The organism is Streptomyces sp. NPDC006923, assembly GCF_040635655.1.
Taxonomy (GTDB): domain Bacteria; phylum Actinomycetota; class Actinomycetes; order Streptomycetales; family Streptomycetaceae; genus Streptomyces.
In genome coordinates, this window is the sequence record NZ_JBEYIF010000002.1 from 183,392 (window position 1) to 197,903 (window position 14,512).

Genomic DNA, 14,512 nt, shown 5'->3' on the forward strand with positions numbered 1-14,512 from the left:
CCTCCCCCGGTCAGAACGTGTACTCGCGCAGTTCGGCGAGCTCCGCGTCCGCTTCCTCGTCGCTCAGCCCGCTCGGCTCCGCGGGGCCGGCCCCGTCCGTTCCCTCCGTCGGGGCGTCCGCGGGCGCCAGCCGCTCGGCGAGGTGGGCCGCCAGGTCGCCGACCGTCGGGTGGTCGAAGAGCGCCGATGTCGGCAGGGCCGTGCGGAAGGCCGCCTCCAGGGCGTTCTTCAGCTCGACAGCGGCCAGTGAGTCCAGGCCCAGTTCGAGGAACTTCGCTCCGGAGTCGATGTCGTCCGGGGACTCGAAGTGCAGGACGGTGGCCACCTTGGCGCGCAGGACGTCCTCGACCGCCACCGTGCGTTCGGCGGCCGGGCGGGCCACCAGCTCGTCGAGGTCGAACGCGGCCTCCTCCGCCGCGGCGCGCGGCCGGACGGCGGTGAAGAAGGCGTCCGCGCCGGCCGGTCCCGTCAGGAGCCGCTCGAAGTCGAACTCCCCGATCACGGCCTGGGCCTGCGGCCGGCTCCAGGCCCGCGTGAGCTGCCGCATGCCGTCGGCCGGGTCGAGGAACTTGATACCGCGGCCCTCGATGGCCCGGATCTGCTGCGCGGTCAGGTCGGCGGCCATCCCGACCTCGGCCCACGGACCCCAGTTGACGCTCAGACCGGGCAGTGTCCGCGCGGAGCGCTCGTGCATGAGGGCGTCGAGGAAGGCGTTGCCAGCGGCGTAGTTGCTCTGGCCCATGGACCCGATCACGGAGGCCACCGACGAGTAGGCGACGAAGAACCGCAGTCCCGGGAGGCCCGCGGTGGCCCGGTGCAGCAGCCAACCGCCGTACATCTTGGGCCGCAGGACGGTGTCGATGCTCTCCCAGGTCTGCTTGGCGACCGGGGCGTCTGCCAGGACGCCGGCCGCGTGCAGCACACCGCCGAGCGGCGCTCCGGAGCTGTTCAGCTCCGCCACGATCCGCGTCACGTCGGCGGGTTCGGCCACGTCCCCGGTGAGGACCCTGAGCCGGACGTCGGGTCCCAGTCCCTCCGCGATCGCGCGGATCTCGTCCTCGGCGACGCTCCGCCGGCTGACCAGCGCGAGATGCCGCGCGCCGTCCCGGACGAGCCTGCGGGCGGCGACCAGGCCGAGGGCGCCGAGTCCGCCCGTGATCAGGTACGTCTCCCCGGGCGAGAGCCGCACCGGCTCGGGCGCTTCGGCCGGGACCGGGAACTCCAGGACCAGCTTGCCGATGTTGGCGCCCCGGCTGAGGACCGCGAATGCCTCCTCCGTCTCGTCCAGCGTGTAGCCGGCCGTGGGCAGAGGGCCCAGGTCGCCGCTCTCGATCAGGCCGACGACGGTCTCCAGGATCGACTTGTTGAGCTGGTTGAGCCGCTGTTCGGGAAGCTCGCTGAGGTCGAAGTTGTGGTAATCGACGTCGGGGCGCTCCTCGCCCATGCGCTCGGCCGACCAGATGCCGATCTTGCCGAGTTCCACGAACCGGCCGTCGCGGGCCAGGCATCCGACGCTCGCCGGGATGTGGTCCTTGTTGAGACTGTTGAGGACGATGTCGACGCCCTGTCCCCCGGTCGCCTCCAGGATCTCGTCGGAGAAGGCGAGAGTGCGGGAGTTCATCACGTGCCGCACGCCCTGCTCCCGCAGTAGCGGCCACTTGCGCGGGCTGGCGGTGGCGTACACCTCGGCGCCCGCGAGCCGGGCGAGCTGGACGGCGGCCTGTCCGACACCGCCCGCCGCCGCGTGGATGAGGACCTTGTCACCGGCCTTGATCCCGGCCAGGTCGTGCAGGGCGTAGTAGGCGGTGACATAGGCCGTGGGGAGGGCGGCGGCCTCGGTGAAGCCGACGGACGAGGGCTTGCGGACGGCGACGGCCGAGGAGACGGTGACCCGGGTCCGCATGCACCCGAGGTGGCTGAGCAGGACCTCGTCGCCCGGTGCGAACTCCGCGTCGGGACCGGCCGTGAGGACCGTGCCGGCCGCCTCGAAGCCGAGCGGCAGCGGGACGTACTCCGTGCCGGTGTCCAGGGCGTGCTGCCGGAGCATGCCGAGCGCATTGAGAACGTCCTTGAAGTTGAGACCGGCCGCGTGGACGCGCACCTCGATCTCGTCGCCCTCGGGAGACCGGTCGGCGACCGGTACCGGCTTGATGTTCGAGAACTGGCCGTACTCGACGACCGACAGCTCGACGTTCCCGGTGCCGTCACCGGCCCCGGCGCCGCTGCCTCCGGCCGGGTGCAGCCGCTGTACATGGCGGGCGCCGGCGCGCAGCGCGATCCGGTGGTCCCCGGTGTCGCCGGCCGCGCACTCGTCCAGCAGCGCGGTCAGATCGGCCTCACCGGCGTCGGCCGGCAGGTCGACGAGGCTCACCTTGAGCGCCGGGTACTCGTTGTGCAGCACCGGCCCAAAGCCCCAGAGCGAGGCCGCGGCCAGGCCGTCCGGGCGGACGGTGTCGCCGGCCGGGTCCCTCGGCAGCCGCTGCGCACCGCGCGTGACCAGCAGAAGGCGCGGGGCGCGGTCCTGGAGTGCCGTGACAAGGGCGAGCAGCTCGGTGTAGTTGCGGCGGCTCTCCTCGCGCAGCAGGGCGGCCTCGGCGGCCGGGTCCCCGTCACCGCCGGGGCCGGTGGGCTCGGGGGTCCAGAACCAGCAGACGTCGGTGATGCCGGGCCGCTCCGCCAGGAGGGAGACCGCCTGGGCCGTGCCGGCGGCCAGGCTGATCCGGGGGCCGTCCGGCCCGGCGGACAGCTCCGGCAGGTCCGGGGCGACCACGAGGATCTCCCGGTCCTGCGCGGGGCGCGCCGCGGGCAGCGACTTCCTGGTCCAGCGCGGTTCGTGCACCAACTGCCGCTCCACGGCGGTGTTGGCCACCCGCTTCAGCCGCAGCCCGCGGGCCTCGAAGACAAGCCGCTCCCCCTCCAGGGCGAAGATGTCGGCGGCCAGTTCGCCGTCACCGTCCCGCGGCAGGAGCCGGAGCACGGTACGCAGGGTGCCGCGGGGCTTCTTGTACAGGGCGACGCGGTCGAATCCGACCGGCAGGAAGGTCTGTCCCGACGGGGCGACCACCGCGAGGGTCTGCATGGCGCAGTCCAGGACCGCCGGGTGCAGTTGGCCGGCGTCGCCCGTGTCCGGGCCTCGCAGATCGGCGGTCGCGACGGCGCCGGAGTGGGACCGGGCGCGCTGGATCCGCCGGAACTCGGCTCCGTAGGCGAGGCCGACCTCGGCGAAGTCCGCGTACAGGTCGTCCGACGGGTGGTCGGCGAGGTGGTCGCCGGCCTCCGCGAGGAGCGCCAGTGCCTCCCCGGCCGTCTCGGCGCGGCTCCGGTCGTCCAGTGGCGCCGCGACGAAAACAGCGGTGGCGTGCAGGCGTTCGATGGACCCGTCGACGCCGGGGACGACGCTGAGGATCTCCACCGCGGCCTCGCTGTCCGGGCCGGGGGTCAGCCGGGTGCGCACCTCGGTGGCGGTTCCCTCGGGCAGGAACAGCGGCTCGTGGATGCGCAGGTCGCGCACGGGCAGCAGGGTCTCGCCGAACACGGCGTCCTGCAGTTCGAAGAGCATCGCGGCGTAGCCGGCGCCGGGGAAGACGACCTGACCCATGACGACGTGGTCCGCCAGGTAGGCGGGGTTCTCCGGACCGAGCAGGCTGCGAAACTCCTGGACGGCCTCGGCACGCTGCTCGTCCGTGGTGCACTCGGTGCCCAGCAGGGTCACGGTGCTCTCCGGCGCGGCGGGGGCGCCGAGCCGGCGGCGGCCGGTGCCGGGCAGCCAGTACCGCTTGGTGTCGAAGACGTATGCCGGCAGGTCCAGCAGGCGTCCGGGGCGGCCCCGGTGGTGGCCGGCCCAGTCGACGGGGAGCCCGGCGCCGTAGCAGCGGGCCAGCGCCGAGCGGAGGGTCGAGTCGTCGGTGTCGGCGGGCAGCAGGCTGGGCAGCCAGAGGTGGGCGGCGGCGTCGGCGCTCTGCCTGCCCATGCCGGTGAGCGCGCCGGACGGGCCGACCTCGACGAAGACGTGCCGCCCGCGTGCCTGGACGCACCGCACTCCTGCGGCGAAGGCGACCGGCTCACCGATGTGGCGCACCCAGTAGTCGGGGGTGGCGACGTCGGCGAAGTCCGCGATCTCGCCGGTGAGGTTGGAGACAAAGCTGATGGTGGGCTCGCGGAAGGTGATGTCCCTGATCTCCTCGCGGAACGCCTCGAACACCTCCGTCATCAGGGGTGAGTGGAAGGCGTGGGACACCGGCAGTCCCTTGACGCCGAAGCCGCGCTCCCGCAGCAGGTCTTCGAGCGCGTCGAGGGACTGCCGGCCGCCTGAGACGACACACTGCTCGGGCGCGTTGACCGCCGCGAAGCTGACGTCGTCGTAGTCCGCCAGGAAGGGTTCGACCTGTGCGGCCGCCGCGCGCACGGCCACCATCCGGCCGGGTGCCGTCACCGACTGCATCAGCCGCGAGCGCGCGGCGACCAGCTTCACCGCGTCCTCCAGGGTGAACAGGCCGGCGACCGTGGCGGCGACGATCTCACCGATGCTGTGCCCGAGCAGGACGCCGGGGCGCACGCCCCAGTCCATCCACAGCCGGGCCAGGGCGTACTCCAGGGTGAACAGGGCGCACTGCGTGTACCTGGTCTGGTGGATGTCCTGTTCGGCGTGCTCCGCCTCACCGAACATCAGCTCCCTGACGGACCGGCCGAGGTGAGGGGCGAAGAGTGCGTCGAGGTGGTCGATCTGCTCGCGGAAGAAGGGGTACCGGTCGTAGAGCTGCCTGCCCATGCCCGTGTACTGCGCGCCCTGGCCGGTGAAGAGGAAGGCGACCGAGGCGCCGCGCATGTCCGCGTCCCTGGTGCGCGCCGCCCGGTCCTCGGGGGCGTCCAGCACCTTGTCCAGGAGGGCACGGGCCTCGTCCAGCCCGGCGACGGGCGCCGCGACGCGTACGGGGAAGTGGGTGCGGCCGAGGTTGGACGTGCGGCAGAAGTCCGCGAGGTCCTGCTCGGCAAGCGTGTCCAGCGCCGTGCGCCAGGCCCCGGCCTGGAGACGGAGGGCGGAGGGGCTCTTGGCCGAGAGGGTGAGGAGCGGCCCGGCCGGGGTGGTGGTCCCGGTGGCCGGGGCGGTGCCGACCCCGGCGGCCGGGGCGGTGGTGGCCGGCGGCTGCTCCAGAACGATGGAGGCGATGGTGCCCGCGAAGCCGAAGGAGTTCACGACGGCACGGCGCGGGGCGTCGCGCCAGGGGGCGCGCTCACCGGGCACGGTGACGTGGTAGTCGTCCCAGGGGATGTGCTTGTTGGGGACGGTGACGTTCAGGTGCGGGTAGATGGTCGCGTCCCGGAGCTGGAGGATCGCCTTGATCACACCGCCGGCGCCGGCCGCGGCCTCCATGTGGCCGATGTTGGTCTTCACCGAACCGACCACCAGCGGGTCGCCCGCCGCCCGTGAGTCGCCGAAGACGGACTCGATGGCCCCCATCTCGATCGGGTCGCCGAGAGAGGTGCCGGTGCCGTGTGCCTCGATGTAGCCGATGTCCTTGGGTTCGAGCATCGCGTCGGTGAGCGCGGCGCGGATGACGGCCGCCTGCGCGATGCCGTTGGGCACGGTCAGGCCGCCGCTCTCACCGTCCTGGCGGACCGCGGAACCGCGCAGCAGCGCGAGGATCCGGTCGCCGTCGCGCTTGGCGTCCGACAGCCTCTTGAGGACCATCACGCCCACGCCCTCGCTGCGGCTGTACCCGTCGGCGCTCTCGTCGAAGGTCTTGCACCGGCCGTCGGGGGCGAGCATGTTCGCCTGCGAGAAGACGATGTGGTTGCGCGGGTGGTGGATCGCGTTGACACCGCCGGCCAGCGCGATGTCGCACTCCCCCTGGCGCAGGCCCTTGGCCGCGAGGTGCAGGGCGACGAGCGAGGACGAGCAGGCGGTGTCGATGCTCATGCACGGGCCGCGCCAGCCCAGGAAGTAGGAGAGCCGACCGGACACGGCGCTGTGCGCGGTGCCGGTGCCGATGGGGGCCTCCAGCTCCTCGGCCGCCAGCGCGTCGATCTCGATGGTGTAGTCGACCGAGCTGACGCCCATGTACACGGCGCCGTTGCCGCCGCGCAGGGCGCCCGGGTCGATGTTCGCCGACTCCAGCGCGTGCCAGGACGCCTCCAGCACCAGGCGCTGCTGGGGATCGATGTAGGCGGCTTCCTTCGGCGCGATATTGAAGAACTGCGGGTCGAACTGGTCGATCCCCGAGACGAACCCGCCGCCGGCCGTGGCGATCTTTCCCCTGGTGCCGCGCTCCTCGGCGTGCAGCGCGCCGGTGTCCCAGCGGTCCGGGGGCACGGGCCCGATCGCGTCCCGCCCCTCCGCAAGGAACTCCGCGAACCCGTCCGGAGTCGTGTTGTCACCGGGCAGCTTCAGCCCGACTCCCACCACGGCGATGGGTTCGTACTTCTCCAGCAGCAACTGCCGCAGGAGCTGGTCCTTGTCCGAGGCCGGAACCGAGTCTGTCATTGCGTCTCTCCCGCTGGTACTGCGCGTGGATAGGGATCAGCTGTCGAGCCGGGGCATGGCGAAGCGGCCCGGACGGATGTACGCCGAAGGGTCGGGGGCGGCCTGGGCAGGGGAGGGAACCGGTGTTCCGCCACCCCGCGGGGCGGCGGAACACCGCTCTCAGGAGGCGTAGAGGGACTTCATCATGTCGTCCACCAGCGCCCGGGTCGTCGCCTGCGGGCCGGAGGGCTCGGCGGGCCCCTGCGGCTCCCGCCCGGCCACCGGGAAGTGGTCAGCGAGCACATCGGTCCGCAGGTGGGTGAGCAGGTGGTCGATCGTGGGGTTGTTCAGCAGGCTGGCCGCGTCGATGGGACGCCCCAGGACCGCCTCCAGCCGCTGCTCGATCTCGGTGGCGCCGAGCGAGGTGAGCCCGTGCGCGAAGTAGCTCTCGTCACGCGGGAGTTCGTCGTCGTCCCCCATGAGCAGGGCGGTACGGAACTCGGTGACGACCAGCTCCTCCAGGAGGGTCCCCCGTTCGGAGAGTGGCGTCGCGGCCAGCCGGCTTGTCCAGGCGGTGGGTTCAGGCGACATCGCCGGCACCTCCGCCGGGCCGCCGCTGCGGCGGGTTGGTGATCACCAGGCGTACCTCTCCCTCGCAGTGGCCGCCGTCGTCGTCCCAGTAGCGGCACGAGGTGTTGGCGACGATCACCGGCTGCCGGGGCCGGCCGCCGCTGTAGCGCCGCGCCCGGGTGAAGGTGATCTCACCGTGGAAATGGTGCGCCTTCATCCCCTTGGCGAACGAGCTGTGGAAGTCGACGATGAGGAAGTCCGGCAACTGGCGTTGCCAGTACTCCTCCATGCTCCAGTCGGCGAAGGGCGGCATAAGACCTTCCTTCACGCTCTTCGCCACCGCGTAATACATCATCTGGTTGTAGCAGAGGTTGAATTCCACGGCGTTGAAGTGACCGGTGTCGTCGATGTAGAACGGCGCCGGGATCGCGAAGGTACAGCGGGCGCGGGTCAGCCCGTCGTCGGTCACGTCGACGGTGGCCGTCTTCAGGTACTGGCAGCTTGGCCGGTACACCCGCAGCACCCGGGCGAGCAGCTCGTCGTCGGTGGGGAACCCGGCCGGTGCCGTCCCGGACGGAAGGAGAGGTGCGGTGGTCATCGGTCTCTCTCCTTTCTAGAACGTGACGGGGAGCGTGGAGAGTTCACGGAAGGTGAAGCCCGGCCGGTAGCGCAGGGAGTCGTCGGCCGGCGCCAGCTCCGGGAACCGGGCGATGAGCTTCTGCAGGGAGACCGCCACCTCCATGCGGCCGAGCTGTGCCCCGGGGCAGAAGTGCGGCCCGAAGCCGAAGCTGACGTGCGTGGTCTCCTGCCGCTCGAAGTCAAGCTGGGCCGGGCACTCGTACTGCCGGGGGTCACGGCCCGCGGAGCCGATCGACAGCACGACCGCGCTGCCCGCCGGGATGTCCACTCCCCCGATGACCAGGTCCTCGGTCGCGAACCGGCGGATGGCGTTCTGCACGGGGGCCTCGAAGCGCAGCAGTTCCTCGACGGCGGCCGTCATCCGCTCCGGGTGGGAGCGCAGCTCCGCCATCCGGTCGGGGTCGCGCAGGAGGGCCAGCGCACCGGAGCTGATCATGCTCAGCGTGGTGTCGTAGCCGCCGATCAGGATCATGAACCCCATGCCGACCATTTCACTCTCGGTCAGCCGGTCGTCCTGGTCGCGGGCTTCGATCAGGCCGGTGATGAGCGCGTCGTCCGGCTCCGTGCGCTTGAGGGCGATCATCCGCTTGAGGAAGGCGACCATGTCGCGGCAGCCCTGCGCGGAGCGCTCGGCGTCCGTACCGACAATGGCGTCCGTGTAGCTGCGGAAGGTGCCGCGCTCCGTCTCGGGGATCCCCAGCAGGTCGCAGATGATGGTGATGGGCAAGGGCGCGGCCAGCGCGGTGACCAGGTCGGCACGGCCGTCACCGGCGGCCATGTCGTCCAGCAGCCCGTCGACGACCTCGTTCACCCGGGACCGCAGCGACTCGATGCGGCGGCGGGTGAAGGCCGCGTTGATCAGGGACCGGAGCCTGGTGTGGTGCGGCGGGTCGGTGGTCGCCAGCATCACCCGGAGGTCGTCGGGCAGCGGGATCCCCGTGTAGCCGTCCCGGTTGTACTTGGGGTGCCGGGCGAGCCGCTGGTCGGCCAGGCCCTGGCGTACGTCGGCGTAGCGGGTGACGAGCCAGACGGTGGAGCCGTCGGGAGCGGTCACCTTGTGCGCGGGGCCCTCCTCGCGCAGCCGGTCGTAGAGGGGGTACGGATTCGCGAAGTAGCCCTCGTCGAAGAGCTGCTCGGTGGGCTGGTGCGCCACCGGGCACCGGCCGGCCGGTGCCTGTGCCGTCTCAGTCATCCTCGCCCCCCTCGTGGGTGGTCAGCGTGACGGGCAGTCGCAACGGGATACGGATGAAGTAGGCGCGGCGCCAGGGGATCTCGTCCGGCTCGACGGTGAGCCGAAGGCCCTTCATACGGCGCAGCAGGGTCTCGACGGCGATCGAGATCTCCATCCGCGCCAGTTCGTTGCCGGGGCACACATGGGGTCCCATGCCGAAGGCGAGGTGGGCGCGGTTGGAGGGCCGGCCGAAGTCGACGGCGTCGGGGGCGGGGTAGCGCTCCGGATCGCGGTCGGCCGCGGCGATCGACAGCAGAACCGTGTCGCCCTGGGCGATCTCCTGGCCGGCCAGGGTGATCGGTTCCGTGGCGAACCGCCGCACCCCGGTGTGGACCGTTCCGTAGAGCCGCAGGAACTCCTCGACCACGTCCGGCAGGAGCGACGGGTCGTCCATGAGCTCGGCGAACTTCTCCTGGTCCGCGAGGAGCCCCAGCAGGGTCGCGGCGATCATGCCCACGGAGGTGTCGTAGCCGCCGACGAGCATCACCATGGCCAGGCCGATGACCTCCTTCGGCTCCAGCAGTCCGCCGTCCTCGTCCCGCGTGGAGATCCAGTACGACAGCATGTCGTCGCCGGGCTCGGCGGCCTTGGCCCGGATCAGCTCGGTCAGGAAGGCCAGCATCGCCGCCCCGGACTCCGCCTGCTCCTCGGGGACCAGGCTGAGCATGCCGTCGCCCCAGCGGCGGAACTCGGCCCGGCGGTCCAGCGGCACGCCGAGGAGTTCGGCGATGACCGTGATGGGCAGCGGGACGGCCAGGTCGGCGACGAGGTCGGCCGAGCCGTCCCGCTCGATGTTTTCGGAAATCCGGTCGACCAATTCCTCGGCGAGCTTCTCGATCCGCGGCCGGAGCGTGCGGATCGAGCGCGGCGAGAAGGCCTGATTCAGCATGCGCCGCAGCCGGGTGTGCTCCGGCGGGTCCTCGGTCACCACGGAATTCGCGAGGAATTCCACGGGATAGGGCGCCCTGCGGTATTCGGGACCGGCATGGGCGAGACGACGTGAGAGCCGCTGGTCCTTCAAGCCGGAACGCACAGCCTCGTGCTCGGTGACGAACCAGGCGGGAACACCTTCCGGAGTCTCCACCCGCCGAACGGGACAACCCTCCGCGTGGATTTTTGCGTACTGCTTGTACGGGTCGGCGAAGAAGTCCTCGTCGAATATCCGCTCGCCCGCCGTGCGTTCACTTGTCATGTCGACTCGATTCGCTCGTCTCGGGTGTCAGACCGCAATACCCTCGTAGAAGGGGTACTCGTCGTGGACCGTGACACGGAACGACGCGGTCGGCTCGGGCTTGGTGGTGTGCAGGGCACGGTGGATCAGCGAGCGGTTGTCCCAGACCAGGAGGTCGCCCTCGTCGTAGGTCTGCAGGTGGATATGGGGGTGCTGGAACGTTTCGTCCAACTGCCCCGTGGCCTCCAGGACGCGGCGCAGCAGCTCGTCGTCCAGGTCGTTGCCCTTGTCGTCGGCCAGGGAGAGGCCGAAGCCCTCGCTCAGGTAGAGGATCCGCTCACCGGTGACCGGGTGGACCGTGACCGTGGGGTGCGTGACGGTGGGGGTCTCCGCCTCGACATCGGCGAGGATGTCGACGATGGGGCGGTAGACGTCGGTCGGACGGATCTTGAAGTAGCGCTGCACGCTGTGCCGGCAGAGGGTGCCCTCCACGGCGTCCTTCAGGTCCTGGGGCAGTGCCTCGTAGGCCCGGCCCATGTCGATGAAGTACGTCCCGCGGTTGGCCTTCGGGATGACCTGCGGGTAGATCAGCGTCAGACCGAACGGGTTCGGCATGAACTCGTAGTCCGCGTGCCAGAACTTGCCCGTGCGGGGAACGCCGATCTGCTCACCGTTGCGCGGGACGTTCGACGAGACGAAGATGTCCGGCTCCTCGGGGTGCCAGTACATCTGCTGGTAATAGCGCTCGACCTGACCGAGATTGCGGCCCAGTTCGACGAACTGCGCCGGGGAGAGGTCCTGTCCCTTGAGGACGGCGATCTTCTCCGTGTAGACAAGCTTCTTCAGGGCGCCGAAATCCGCGGCGGAAGCGGTCGAGGCGTCGAATTCCGAGATCGTGACACCCAGCGTCTTGCCGGGCTGCTTCGCGACAATCATGGTTCCCCTCCCATGAAGAAAAGAAGCCGAAAGAAATGCAGGCGCTGATACCGGGTCGTCGAATCACCGGATTGCACTCTCCGTCGCCTGCTTCGGCTGGCTTGACACTACGAGAGGGATCAGACCAGAGGCCAATCACATCTTCTTATCGCTGGTGCCGCCCGGTGGGGACTTCTGTGTGCCAGACTCCGGCGCCATGCAGCAGGTGGTGGTTCTGGCCCTGGACGGTGTCAAACCCTTCGAACTCGGCATCGCGGGCGGCGTCTTCGGTGCCGCGCTCGACGGCGACGGCGACCCGCTCTACTCCGTGACGACCTGTTCGCTGGACGGCCGCCCGGTCCGCACGGGGCTGGACTTCACCCTGGCGGTCGACCAGGACGCGAGCGCCCTGACCACCGCGGACGCCGTCGTCATCCCCCCGCAGGACTTCGCCGGCCGACGCCGTACGCCGAGTGCCCTGGTGGACGCCCTCGCCGACGCCCTCGGCAGGACCAGGCGCGGGGCACGCGTGCTGTCCCTGTGCACCGCCGCGTTCCCCCTGGCGGAGACGGGGCTGCTCGACGGCCGGCCCGCCACCACCCACTGGGCCTTCGCCGCCGAGTTCACCCGGCGCTTCCCCGCCGTCGACCTCGATCCGGACGTGCTGTTCGTCGACGACGGCGACCTGCTCACGGCGGCCGGCGGGGCGGCCGGCATCGACCTGTGCCTCCATGTCGTACGGCAGGACCACGGGGCCGCGGTCGCGCACGAGGCCGCCTGCCACTGCGTCGTGGCGCCGCACCGCGAGGGCGGGCAGCGCCCGTTCAACCGGGACCCGTTGCCCGGCCCGCCGTCCACGAGCACGGCACCGGCCCGCGCCTGGGCCCTGGAGCGGCTGGCGTACCCGCTGAGCGTCGACGATCTGGCCGCGCACGCCGGGATGAGCCGGCGCACCTTCACCCGGCGGTTCCGCGCCGAGACGGCGGAGAGTCCGGCCCGCTGGCTCACCCGGCAGCGCCTGGCGCGCGCGAGGGCGCTGCTGGAGCAGAGCGATCTCTCCGTGAACGCGATCGCGGCGCGCACGGGATTCGGGAACGGCGCCTCCCTGCGCCAGCACTTCCAGGCGGCCATGGGCGTGGCGCCCGGCACCTACCGCCGGAGCTTCGGGGCACCTCCGGCAGAGGCCGACGTATGCGAACCCCGTCGCGAACCCCGTCGCGAACCCCGTCGCGAACCCCTTGACAGGAAACTTTCCGCACGGTCGTTTTCTTAGTACGCTGGCCCCTCTCACTGGTGTGCGGCTCGGATCGTCGGGCCTGGTGGAGCGAGGAGTACCGACGTGACGGAGAGGCGCCTCGACGGGCGGGTCGAACGAGGGAACCAGACCCGCCGGCTTGTCCTGCAGCGCACCGTCCAGGTCGGCTCGACGGAAGGTCTCGAAGCCCTGTCACTGGGGCGGCTGGCCACCGAGCTGAAGCTGAGCAAGAGCGGGGTGTTCGCTCTCTTCGGGTCGAAGGAGGAGCTCCAGCTCGCGACGATCAGGGCGGCGTCCAAGATCTACGTGGACAACGTGGTCAGGCCCGCCCTGGCGCACCCCCCGGGGCTGCGCAGGATCTGGGAGCTCAGCGAGTCCTGGATACGCTATTCGAGCGAACGCGTTTTCCCCGGCGGATGCTTCTTCCAGAAGGTCAGCGCGGAGTACAGCTCGCGCGTCGGCCCGGTCCCGGACGCCATCCGGTCCGCCGACAGCGGGTGGCGCGGCTTTATCCGGCAGACGATCGTCGAGGCACAGGACGCCGGGGACCTCACCTCCGACAGGACGGCGGAGCAGCTCACCTTCGAGCTCACCGCGTTCTGGGAGTCCTCCAACACCCAATCCGTCCTGATGGACTCCGAGGCGCCCTACGTCCAGGCCCGCACGGCGGTCCGCGCCCTCCTGCGGGCAGCGTCGACCATGGAGGCCGATTTCCTGCGCGAACCGGTACTGAGCCGGTCGGCCGGGTCGCGCTGAACGGCGGGCCCGGAGCGCCCGATCCCAGCCGCGCCTTCTCGCTTCCGTATCGGCAAGGGCGCTCTTGGTCACCCGTTGATCACTCGATGCCACAACAGCCGGACTGGTGAACCTCATCCGTCCCGGCCTGTCGCGCGCAGCCGCCGCCCTGCTGGCCGCCGACTCGTCCCCTGCCCTCGATATCGTCCTCACATCCGCGAGCACCCGTGAACGCTGGACGTCTGTACAGGGTGACGACCGGACCGACGGCGAGTGGGCCTTCGAGGCGGAAGCCCTCGACTACATCGCGCAACCCGTGGTGTCTCCGGACCGATCCGATCGACCACGCCCAGGGGTTCTCCGACGCAAGGAGTTCATGAGGTCGCCGGAGGTCGGCCCGGTGTGTGGCGTGGGATGGTCAGTCCGAGGCAGTTTCCGGTAACGGAAACTCGCCCCCCTTGCCCGGCGAGGAGTTCTTCATCCTGGATACGACCGACCAGGAGAACCCGATTCCGGACGCCCCCGACTTCTGGCTCTTTGATGATCGAATTGTCGGAGCCATGAATTACGACGGAGAGGGCAGGTACCTGGGGGCAGAGTTCCCCGGAGATGAGGAGTTGTCCAGGTTCATGGCCTACAGGGATACGGCGATGAACCAGGCCGTGCCCTTTGCCGGCTGGTGGGCGAAGTACGGCAAGTGAACAAGTCCGGCCTCGGTGCGGCGCTGCGAGAACTGCGTGAGTCTTCCGGATTGGAGGCGAAGGCGGTTGCTCGTGGCGCTGCCATGTCTCGCTCCAAGCTTTCGAAGATCGAGAACGGGAACGCGACTCCGAGCGTTACTGACGTCGACTGCATCCTCAGGGCTGTAGGCGTGTCGGACGAGGTGAAGCTCGAGTACATGGCTGCCGCCAGACAGGCGGCCACCGAGGTCACGGCCTGGCGGCTCATTCGGCGTCTGGGGTACAGCAGAAAACAACAACAAGTGCAGGCACTGGAATCGCAGACCACCCTGCTTTGCTTGTTTCAGCCCTCGCTCATTCCTGGCCTGCTTCAGACTCCCGAGTATGTGCGGGCGGTTTTCGCGCGAAGAAACTTGACGGACGTACAACTGGAGCGCGCTGTCGGCGCCAGGCTGGCGAGGCAAACCGTCCTGTATTCGGAAGGCAAGCAATTCCGTTTCATCATCACGGAGTCAGTACTCCGATGGCTGGTCGTTCCACCCCTGGTGATGGTAGGACAGCTTGACCGGCTGATTTCGGTATCGCGACTGCCGAACGTGGACATCCGAGTCGTGGCGCTTTCTACACCTCAGGTTGATTTCCCGGGTCACTCATTCTCCATCAAGGACGTACGTACGGTGACCGTTGAGACGGTCCATGCGGAAACCGTGGTACCTGACCCCCGAGACGTGGCGCTGTACGTATCGAAGTTCGATGGGTTCAGCCGGACAGCCCTCGTGGGTGACGAGATGCGGGCCGCGATTGAATGTGTCCGAGACGAGCTTTTGCGCAAACAGGAAACCGGATAGGCTCGGCG

At 70.1% G+C, this 14,512-nt stretch carries 10 protein-coding genes; 4 read left to right on the plus strand and 6 right to left on the minus strand.

From position 1 onward, the window contains the following. Positions 1 to 10 precede the first annotated feature (10 nt). From ABZ707_RS04190 to ABZ707_RS04215, 6 genes are all read right to left on the minus strand, one after another. Positions 11 to 6,481 carry an SDR family NAD(P)-dependent oxidoreductase gene (locus ABZ707_RS04190; protein WP_360167426.1) on the minus strand — a complete coding sequence of 2,157 codons (6,471 nt, stop codon included), beginning with the start codon at positions 6,479 to 6,481 and terminating at the stop codon, positions 11 to 13. A 159-nt stretch (positions 6,482 to 6,640) separates the two neighbouring features. Continuing rightward, entirely contained in the window at positions 6,641 to 7,051 is a 411-nt protein-coding gene (locus tag ABZ707_RS04195) for an acyl carrier protein (protein WP_360167429.1), read from the minus strand. Continuing rightward, entirely contained in the window at positions 7,041 to 7,628 is a 588-nt protein-coding gene (locus ABZ707_RS04200; RefSeq protein WP_360167432.1) for an FcoT family thioesterase, read from the minus strand. The genes ABZ707_RS04195 and ABZ707_RS04200 overlap by 11 nt, the downstream gene beginning before the upstream one ends. Positions 7,629 to 7,643: 15 nt before the next feature. Then, positions 7,644 to 8,861, minus strand: a complete 1,218-nt coding sequence (locus ABZ707_RS04205) for a cytochrome P450 (protein WP_360167435.1) — start codon at positions 8,859 to 8,861, stop codon at positions 7,644 to 7,646. After that, positions 8,854 to 10,092, minus strand: a complete 1,239-nt coding sequence (locus ABZ707_RS04210) for a cytochrome P450 (protein ID WP_360167438.1) — start codon at positions 10,090 to 10,092, stop codon at positions 8,854 to 8,856. The genes ABZ707_RS04205 and ABZ707_RS04210 overlap by 8 nt, the downstream gene beginning before the upstream one ends. A 27-nt stretch (positions 10,093 to 10,119) precedes the next feature. After that, a complete protein-coding gene (locus ABZ707_RS04215) occupies positions 10,120 to 11,007 on the minus strand; it encodes a TauD/TfdA family dioxygenase (RefSeq protein WP_360167441.1) in 888 nt (295 codons plus the stop codon). A gap of 196 nt (positions 11,008 to 11,203) precedes the next feature. Here ABZ707_RS04215 and ABZ707_RS04220 point away from each other — a divergent pair, with 196 nt between their 5' ends. The 4 genes from ABZ707_RS04220 (at position 11,204) to ABZ707_RS04235 (ending at position 14,504) form a co-directional block, all read left to right on the plus strand. Then, positions 11,204 to 12,259 carry a helix-turn-helix domain-containing protein gene (locus ABZ707_RS04220; protein WP_360168420.1) on the plus strand — a complete coding sequence of 352 codons (1,056 nt, stop codon included), beginning with the start codon at positions 11,204 to 11,206 and terminating at the stop codon, positions 12,257 to 12,259. Positions 12,260 to 12,325: 66 nt separating this feature from the next. Continuing rightward, a complete protein-coding gene (locus ABZ707_RS04225; protein WP_360167444.1) occupies positions 12,326 to 12,997 on the plus strand; it encodes a TetR/AcrR family transcriptional regulator in 672 nt (223 codons plus the stop codon). A gap of 437 nt (positions 12,998 to 13,434) precedes the next feature. Further along, positions 13,435 to 13,677: a DUF6879 family protein gene (locus tag ABZ707_RS04230; RefSeq protein WP_360167447.1), complete on the plus strand. Its 243-nt coding sequence runs from the start codon at positions 13,435 to 13,437 to the stop codon at positions 13,675 to 13,677. Further along, entirely contained in the window at positions 13,674 to 14,504 is an 831-nt protein-coding gene (locus tag ABZ707_RS04235) for a helix-turn-helix transcriptional regulator (RefSeq protein ID WP_360167450.1), read from the plus strand. Before ABZ707_RS04230 ends, ABZ707_RS04235 begins: the two co-directional genes overlap by 4 nt. Positions 14,505 to 14,512 lie beyond the last annotated feature (8 nt).